The organism is Sphingomonas sp. Ant20 (assembly GCF_000783375.1).
GTDB lineage: Bacteria > Pseudomonadota > Alphaproteobacteria > Sphingomonadales > Sphingomonadaceae > Sphingomonas > Sphingomonas aerolata.
Genome location: NZ_JRVI01000086.1, coordinates 1 through 8,429, shown reverse-complemented (window position 1 = coordinate 8,429; position 8,429 = coordinate 1). Strand labels below are relative to the sequence as shown.

At 67.6% G+C, this 8,429-nt stretch carries 6 protein-coding genes; 2 read left to right on the top strand and 4 right to left on the bottom strand.

What is annotated here, in order from left to right; genetic code table 11:
* Nucleotides 1–114 precede the first annotated feature (114 nt).
* A complete protein-coding gene (locus NI18_RS12205; RefSeq protein ID WP_031440138.1) occupies nucleotides 115–1,773 on the bottom strand; it encodes an MFS transporter in 1,659 nt (552 codons plus the stop codon).
* Between the two features lie 260 nt (nucleotides 1,774–2,033).
* Here NI18_RS12205 and NI18_RS12200 point away from each other — a divergent pair, with 260 nt between their 5' ends.
* Nucleotides 2,034–3,119: a mechanosensitive ion channel domain-containing protein gene (locus NI18_RS12200; protein WP_037530095.1), complete on the top strand. Its 1,086-nt coding sequence runs from the start codon at nucleotides 2,034–2,036 to the stop codon at nucleotides 3,117–3,119.
* 206 nt (nucleotides 3,120–3,325) lie between these two features.
* Here the strand turns inward: NI18_RS12200 and NI18_RS12195 are convergent, their stop codons facing one another.
* The 3 genes from NI18_RS12195 to otsB form a co-directional block, all read right to left on the bottom strand.
* A complete protein-coding gene (locus NI18_RS12195) occupies nucleotides 3,326–4,714 on the bottom strand; it encodes a trehalose-6-phosphate synthase (protein WP_031394052.1) in 1,389 nt (462 codons plus the stop codon).
* Complete coding sequence (locus NI18_RS12190; protein WP_306286393.1) at nucleotides 4,711–6,537, bottom strand: glycoside hydrolase family 15 protein; 1,827 nt, start codon at nucleotides 6,535–6,537, stop codon at nucleotides 4,711–4,713. The genes NI18_RS12195 and NI18_RS12190 overlap by 4 nt, the downstream gene beginning before the upstream one ends.
* 85 nt (nucleotides 6,538–6,622) lie before the next feature.
* Nucleotides 6,623–7,291, bottom strand: coding sequence for a trehalose-phosphatase (otsB, locus tag NI18_RS12185; protein WP_306286392.1), 669 nt, complete (start codon nucleotides 7,289–7,291; stop codon nucleotides 6,623–6,625).
* Between the two features lie 335 nt (nucleotides 7,292–7,626).
* Between otsB and NI18_RS12180 the strand changes: the two genes are divergently transcribed.
* A partial coding sequence (locus tag NI18_RS12180; RefSeq protein ID WP_306286391.1) for a TolC family protein occupies nucleotides 7,627–8,429 on the top strand: 803 nt, incomplete at its 3' end.

The following is an 8,429-nucleotide window of genomic DNA, read 5'->3' as shown; positions in this document are numbered from 1 at the left end:
GGGTGGCGGGCGTCGCTGCGGGCGCAGGCGCAGGTGCGGCGGTCGGGGCGGCGGCCGTCTCCGCCTGTTTCTCCTCCGTCGCGGGTCCTTCTGCCACCGGGCTGCGGGCGTCGGTCATGTCGTCCTCTCAAGTCGCGCACGGCGTTCGCGTCGTTGGCGTCGCACCATCAGGAAGACGAGATACCCGAACGTCCCTCCGGCGAGAATCGCGACCAAGCGGAAGACGTCGGCATAGGCAAGCACGTTTGCTTCGCGCGTCGTGGTCTGGGACAAAATCGCCGCGCCTTCCGCGCTGCGCAGCGTCGGATCGACGATCACCCGGCCGACCGCGGCGCCGCCCGCGGCGATGCGCTGCGCGACGATCGGGTCGGTCGGCGAGATCTGCTGGACGAGGGCGGCGCTGTTCGCCTTCTCGCGGACCACCTGATAGCTGCCGAGCAGCGCGGTACCGCCAAGCCCGCCGAGCGAGTTGATGATCCCGAACAGCGCGATGAAGCTGATGATGTGCCCCGCACCCTCCTTCAGCGCGCGCGTCATCCCGAACAGCAGCGCCGGGCCGAGGAAGAAGGTCGCGGAGAAGCCGATGATCGCCTGCGTCACGTACATTTGCGGCGCGCGCGTCAGGCTGGTCGCGTAGGAATCGAACCACGCCGCCACCGCGACGAGGCCGATCGCGAGCATGATCGGGTGGCCGAGCCGCTCGACGTCGAGCGTCACCGCGCTCGCGATCACGCCCGCGACCGAGGCGACGAAGATGATCAGGAAGAAGGGGATGAGCTGGTCGTTGTTCTGCCCCAGCACGGTCAGCAGGCCGACCGCGGCATAGGTCTGTTCGGACAGCACGATCCGCGCCATCACGATGACGACGGTGAAGCGCAATATGTCCGCGCTGCCGAGCCAGCGGGTGTTGAGCAGCGGGTTGACGCGGTGATGCTCGACGACGATCGCGGCGGCGAACATCGGGATCGCGACGATCAGCGCCCAGCCGATCCACGGCGCATTGGTCCACCACAGGATCCGCCCGAGCCCGAGCACTGCGGCGAACAGCGCGGTCGACCCGGCAAACAGCACGAAGGTGAGGAAGTCGAGCGGCTCGAACGCCTTGCTCCGCGTCGTCGGCGGCAGCCGCAGCGCAGCGACCGCGGCGAGCGACAGCAGTGCGAGGCCCAGCTCGAACAGGTACAGGGTCCGCCACTGCGACATGGCGAGCAGGTCGGGCGAGAACAGCCGCGCGAGCGGCGTCGCGCATTGCGGGATGCCGATGCCGAGCACCACCGCCTTCAGCCGCCATTTCGCGGGCAGCGACTGCATCACATAATAGAGGCACAGGCTGCTGAGCGCGGCCCCCGCCATCCCGCTGATCGCCCGCACCGCGATCGCGGTGGCGAACCCGTGGACGAACAGATGCGCGAGCGTCACCAGCACGTAGAGCGTGAGGAAGATCAGCGCGAAGGGCCTGAGCCCGAACTGCGCGCGGAACTTGATCATCAGCAGGTTGATGCTGACGTTGGTCATCACATAGACCGTCGGCAGCCACGCGATCTCGGCGGGATCGAGCCCGAGCGCGCCCTGCAGCGTATAGGTGTTCGCACTGATCAGCGCATTGCCGAACCCGACCGTCAGTCCGAGCAGGATGCCGATCAGCGCATAGGCGATCTGGCGATGCCGCGGATGCGCGGGCGAGCCCGGTGAGCCGGGGAGGACGGGCAGTTCGTGCGGTGCGAACGTCCAGTCTTCCTCGCTCAGGAAGCGTCTGATTCTCCGGGCGATCATGGTCGCTGTCTTGTGGCATGATCACGGAGGCGCGTCATCCGGGAAGACGGGGCGCGGCGAGCGATTTTCCCAGGGAAAACACCACCCCGGCGAAGGCCGGGGCCCAGTTGGGGGACGGCGGTAACAGCGGGCCGCCCTCCATTACTGCGACCTTTCCAACTGGGCCCCGGCCTCCGCCGGGGAGGTGCGCATTTCCAACGCTCGCCCCCCCCATGCTGCACCGCAGCGGAACATCCCAGCACCCGCACCGTTGCGCTGTCATGCGCATATTCAGATCGCTCCACATACCACCCGAATGGGTCTGGCTGGAAAGCGTCGCCGTGGTCTCGGCGGCGGTGCTCTTCGCGTTGATCGCACACTGGCTGACGATGCGGATCGCCGGCCATGCACAGCGGCGGTCGACCGCCAAGACCGACGGCCTCGTCCTCGCGCGCGTCCGCCGGCCGTTGCGCGCGGTGTTCGTCGCGGTCAGCGTCGCGTTCGTCGCGCGGATCCTGCCGATGGATGACGATATCGAGGAATTGTGGAAGCAGCTGCTCGGCTTCCTCGTCCCCGCTCTGCTCGGCTGGCTCGCAGTCGCCGCCCTGCGCGCATTCCAGGACGTGATCGAGATCCGCTCGGACATCACCGTCGAGGACAATCTGCGCGCGCGGCGCAAGCGCACCCGCGCGGCGATCCTCGGCCGGATCGGCACCTTCTTCATCATCTTCATCAGCGTCTGCCTGATGCTGCTCAGCGTCCCCGGCATCCGCTCGATCGGCGTCACGCTGATGGCGTCGGCGGGTATCGCCGGCCTCGTCGTCGGTGCCGCCGCCCAGCCTGCGCTCAAGAACCTGATCGCCGGCGTGCAGATGGCGTTTACCGAGCCGATCCGGCTCGACGACGTGTTGATCGTCGACGGCGAATGGGGGCGCGTCGAGCAGATCAACCTGACCTTCGTCGTCATCAAGATCTGGGACGAGCGCCGCCTCGTCGTGCCGGTGTCGAAGTTCCTCGAACAGAGCTTCCAGAACTGGACGCGCGAGACCAGCCAGCTGATGGGCTCGGTCTTCTGGTATGTCGATCCGTCGACCGACGTGCCGCGGCTGCGCGAGAAGCTCGCCGAAGTGGTGAAGGCCAATCCGCGCTGGGACGGCCGGTTCTTCAACCTCCAGGTCACCGACATGAAGGCCGACGCGGTCGAACTCCGCGCGCTGATGACCGCCAAGAACGCCTCGGTCGCGTTCGACCTGCGCTGCGACGTGCGCGAGGCGATGCTGGCGTATATCACGGCGGAAATGCCCGAGGCGATGCCCCGCGGGCGCCTGCTGATGGCCCCGGACCCGGTGCGCGGCACCGCGTCGTAACGCGGGCGCGGCGTACGACACCCAAAACCCGTCACTCTGACGTTGGTCAGGATGACGGGTCTTGGGGAGAACCCGTCACCGCTCGGCGTCATCCCGACCCAAGCCGTCATTCCCGCGGAGGCGGGGATCCATATTGGCTGGCCGTGGAGAGGACTCGCGGGGGTAGCCAGTCTGGATCCCCGCCTGCGCGGGGATGACGAAGCTAGTTACGCCTCGACATGCTCCGGCGCATCTTCAAGCGCGGTGATGAACAGTTCGCACCACCACATCACGTCCTCCTTGCGGACGTTGTCGATCAGCTTCTCCCAGCGCGCCTTGCGCTCCGCGAGCGGCATCTTGAGCGCGCGGGCGATCGCGTCGGACATCTCCTCCGGGCTGTACGGATTGACCAGCACCGCATCCGACAGCTGCGCCGCCGCGCCCGCGAACTGCGACAGGATCAGCACGCCGGGATCCTCGGGATCCTGCGCCGCGACATATTCCTTCGCGACCAGGTTCATCCCGTCGCGAAGCGGCGTCACCAGCCCGACCCGCGCCGCGCGGTAGATCCCCGCGAGCACGTCGCGCGGGAAGCCCTGGTTGACGTAGCGGATCGGCGTCCAGTCGATGTCCGAAAACTCGCCGTTGATCCGCCCCGACATCGAATCGAGGTTCGCGCGGATCTCCTGATAGGTGTCGACCTTCTCGCGGGAGGGCGGCGCGATCTGGAGCATGTAGACCAGCCCGCGGTGATCGGGGTGCGACGCGAGGAACCGCTCATAGCCCGAGAAGCGCTCGGCCAGACCCTTCGAATAATCGAGCCGGTCGACCCCGACGATCAGGCTGCGCCCGGTCGCCGACATGTACATGCGCTCCTTGGCATGGCGCGCGGTGTCGCTGCTCGCGGACTTTTCGAAATCCGCGGTCTCGATCCCGATCGGCGTGGTGATCGCCTTGATCGTGCGGTCGCCGACCGTCACCCAGCCATCCTCGCCGACCACGCCGTCGAGCTGGCTGGTGACGTAATGCAGGAAGCTGTCGAGCCAGTCCTGCGTCTGGAACCCGACCACGTCGTACGCGAACATCGATTCGACCAGCGCGCGGTGGCTCGGCAGCGACAGCAGCATGGCCATCGGCGGCCAGGGGATATGGAGGAAGAATCCGATCTTGTTCTCGACCCCTAGCTTGCGCAGCTCGCGCCCCAACGGGACGTGATGATAGTCGTGCACCCAGACGAGATCGTCGGGCTCGATCAGCGGCAGCACCGTCTCGGCAAAGCGCTTGTTCACCCGCGCATAGCCGCTGGAGAAATCGCGTTCGAACTCGGTCAGATCGATCCGGTAATGGAACAGCGGCCACAAGGTCCGGTTCGCATAGCCGTTATAATATTCGTCGAAATCCTGTTCCTCCAGGTCGATCGTCGCGGTGGTGACGCCCTTGCCCTGCTGGAAGTTGATATGCCCGGTAAAGGTCTCGGTGGTCGCGCCCGACCAGCCGAACCAGACCCCGCCCTTTTCGCGCAACGCCGCGAGCAGCGCGACCGCGAGGCCGCCCTGGTTGCCCGACGGCGCGTCGACCGATTGCACGCGATTCGAAATGACGACCAGGCGACTCATCGTACGGCGCTCCAGGGTTTGCTGAGGAGGACGGCGCAGTTGATCAGCCCCACCAGCGAATAGGTTTGCGGATAATTGCCCCACAGCTCGCCGGTATTGGGGTCGATATCCTCGGACAGCAGCCCCGCGGGCGTGCGCCGCGCGACCATTTCGGCGAACAGCGCGCACGCATCGGCGGTGCGGCCGGTCGCGTGCAGCGCCTCGATCAGCCAGAAGGTGCAGACGTTGAACGCGGTATGCGGCAGGCCGAAATCATCCTCGGTCGCATAGCGCAGCATGTGGCTGCCGCGGCGGAGACCCTCTTCGACCGCCTTCAGCGTCGACTGGAAACGCGGATCGTCGGGCGCGAAGAAACGCAGGTCGAGCAGCTGGATCAGGCTCGCGTCGAGATCGTCGCCGCCGAACGTCGCGGAGATGCGCTGAGTCTCCTCGCGCCACGCCGAGGTCTCGATCGTCTTGCGGATCGTGTCCGCGCGCGCGTTCCAGAACGTCCGGCGATCCTCGAGCCCGAGCACGCCCGCCGCATTGGCGAGCCGGTCGCACGCCGCCCAGCACATCGCCGCGGAATAGGTGTGGACATGCGCCTTGGTGCGCAGCTCCCACAGCCCCGCATCGGGCTTGTCATAGGTCTCCCAGGCGCGGTCGCCGACGAGTTCGAGGCTCTTGAAATCCTCATGGCTCGACATGCGGAACAGCCGCTGGTCGAAGAACGCCTGGACGTCGGACAGGATGATCTGGCCGTACGCGTCGTGCTGGATCTGCTCGTATGCCTGGTTGCCGACGCGGACCGGACCCATGCCGCGATAGCCCGGCAGCGCGGGCGCGACGCGCTCGACCAGGGTCGCCTCGCCGCCGACGCCGTAGAGCGGCTGGACATGCCCGCCCTTCGACGCGTCGACGATGTTGCGCAGATATTCGAGATACCCCTCGAGCACGTCGAGCGCGCCGAGCCGGTTGAGCGCCTGCACCGTGTAATAGGCGTCGCGGATCCAGCAATAGCGGTAATCCCAGTTGCGCTCGGACCCCGCATGTTCGGGGATCGACGTGGTAAGCGCGGCGACGATCGCGCCGGTCTCCTCGTGCTGGCACAGCTTCAGCGTGATCGCTGCGCGGATGACAACGTCCTGCCATTCGACCGGGGTCGCGAGCCCACGCACCCAGTGGCGCCATTCGTCCTTGGTCCGCGTTAGCATCGCCTCGGCCGCCTCGTGCAGCACGCCGGCAAAGCTCTCGTCGGGCCCCAGGAATAGGTGCATCGGCCGTTCGAGACGGAACCAGCGCTCGCCGACGATATGCCCGACCGGCGCATCGGTGGTGAGCCGCAGCGTCTGGTCGTCCATCAGGAACCGGATATGGTTCGAGCCCTGCGTGTGATCGGTGGGCTTACCCCAGTTGGTCGCGACGCGCAGGCGGATGCGGATCCGCGGGCTGCCTGCGACCGGCTTGACGATCCGCACGAAGCTGGTCGGGCGATAGGTCCGCCCCTCGCGCACGAAGCGCGGGCAGAAATCGGTGACCTCGACCGCGTTGCCCGCCTCGTCCTCGTGCCGGGTGACCAGGATCGGGGTGTTGCGGATATAGGTCTGAGTCGTCTTCGCGCTGCCCTCGAGCTCGATCGCCCACAGCCCCGTCTCGGGGGCGTCACCACCGAGCAGCGCGCAAAAGGCGGGGTCGCCGTCGACCCGGGGCACACAGCCCCAGACGAACGTGCCGGTGCGGTCGATCAGCGCGGAGACCTGGCAATTGCCGATCGGCCACAGGTTCATGTCCGGCGTCGGGTTGCTGTCGGACGGGCGGGGGGCGAGCGGGGTAGCGGTCATCATGATTCCAATATGGCGGCAATCCAGCCGCGAAGGGCTGCGACATCGTCGAGGCGGTAGGTGGCGGCGGTAGGGCGTTCGGGGCCGATCAGGATGCCCGCACCGCCCAGCGCGTGTGCGGCGACGAAACCATCCTCGTCGGTGACGTCGTCGCCGAAGAAGAACGGGCGGCTGCGACCAGCGCCGGCGCGGCGATCAGGTCGCGCAGCGCCGCGCCCTTGTCGCCGGGAGTGCGCAGCTCGACCATCATCTTGCCGCGCTGAAGCGTCAGGCCGTGCGTGCGGGCGAGCTCTTCGGCAAGGCTCACCGCATCCGCCTCGAACGCCGGCGCCATCCGGTAATGCAGCCCGGCGCCGAGCGATTTCGCCTCATAGACCAGCGCATTCGCCTCGGCATAGGCGCGCAGCGCCTCCGCGGCGGTTTCGAGCGAGGCGGGGCGTTCGGCGGCGACATGGCCGTCCTCGGGCGTGCGGCGTTCGGCGCCGTGGCTGCCCGCAACCGCGAACCGGCGCGCATGCTGGCCGAGCATCGCGTCGAGCTGCGCGATCGACCGCCCGCTGATGATCGCGACGCGCGCCGGGAAGCGCAGAGCGAGCCGGTCGAGCTGGTCGAGCAGACCTTGGTCGACGACCACCGCATCGGGGGTCGGGGCCAGATCGACCAGGGTGCCATCGAAATCGAAGAACAGGCTGGCGTCGTCGCGGACGTGCGGCGGGGGTGCGAGGACTTCAGTCGCAGGCTGGCGTTCGGCAAGCATGGTCGTCTAACCCCCGGCTGTGACGCTCCGTTCCGCTGCACTGCAAAATTGGAACGGGTGCGGTTCGATTGCCGTCATAGCAGGGCTTGGGGTTCGGGGCGATGCTTCGGGGCCGTCACGCCCTTCTTCGTCATCCTGACGAAAGTCAGGACCCAGAGCCACGAGCGTCACGCTTTGTTACCCTGGGTCCTGACTTTCGTCAGGATGACGGGCGAGAGGCCACCCACCCACAGCTCGCCCCGGTTGCGACAGGTTGCGACACGAAACCACTGGACGAGGGAAGGGGCATTGCGTCATGCCTGCCGCCCATGTCCCGCGTCCGAGCTTTCCTCCTCATGCCCGTCCTGCTCGCCGGCTGTTCGGTCGGGCCGGATTATCGTCCGAAGGCGGCGGCCGAGCTAGGGGTGCCCGACGCCTATTCCGTCACCCCCGCGACCAGCCCCGAGGACCTGACACGCTGGTGGCAGCGGTTCGATGACCCCGTGCTCGGCCAGCTCGTCGAACAGGCGGCGGCGACCAATCTCGACATCGCGCAGAGCGTCGCCCGCCTCCGCCAGGCGCGCGAGAGCCTGGTCCAGAACCGCGCGTCGCTGCTCCCCACGCTCAGCGGCTCGGGCGGCTATCAGCGCAACGAGAATCTGCGCGGCGGCGGCCGGTCGTTCACCTTGCCCGACGGCACCGTCGTCGACACCGGTGGCGGCGGCACCAACAGCTTCACGCTGGGGGCAAGCGCCAGCTACCAGGTCGGCGTATTCGGCGAGATCCGCCGCACGATCGAGGCGAGCCGCGCGGAATATGCCGCGTCGGGCTTCGACTACGCGACCGTGCTGATCTCGATCGAGAGCGAGGTCGCGCGCAACTATGTGCTCGCCCGGCTGTATCAGCAGCAGCTCGCCAATGCGCGCGCGTCGCTGACGATCCAGGACGACAATCTCGAAATCGCCGGGTTCCGCGTCCAGGCAGGGCTCGTCTCCAGCCTCGACCAGGAACAGGCGCGTGCGCAGCGGGCGCAGACCGCCGCGACGGTCCCGAGCCTCGACCAGCAATATGCCGCAGCCGTCGCGCGGATCGGCGTGCTGACCGGACAGGCACCGGGCGCGCTCCGGCCGCTGCTCGCGCCGGTCAAGCCGATCCCGGT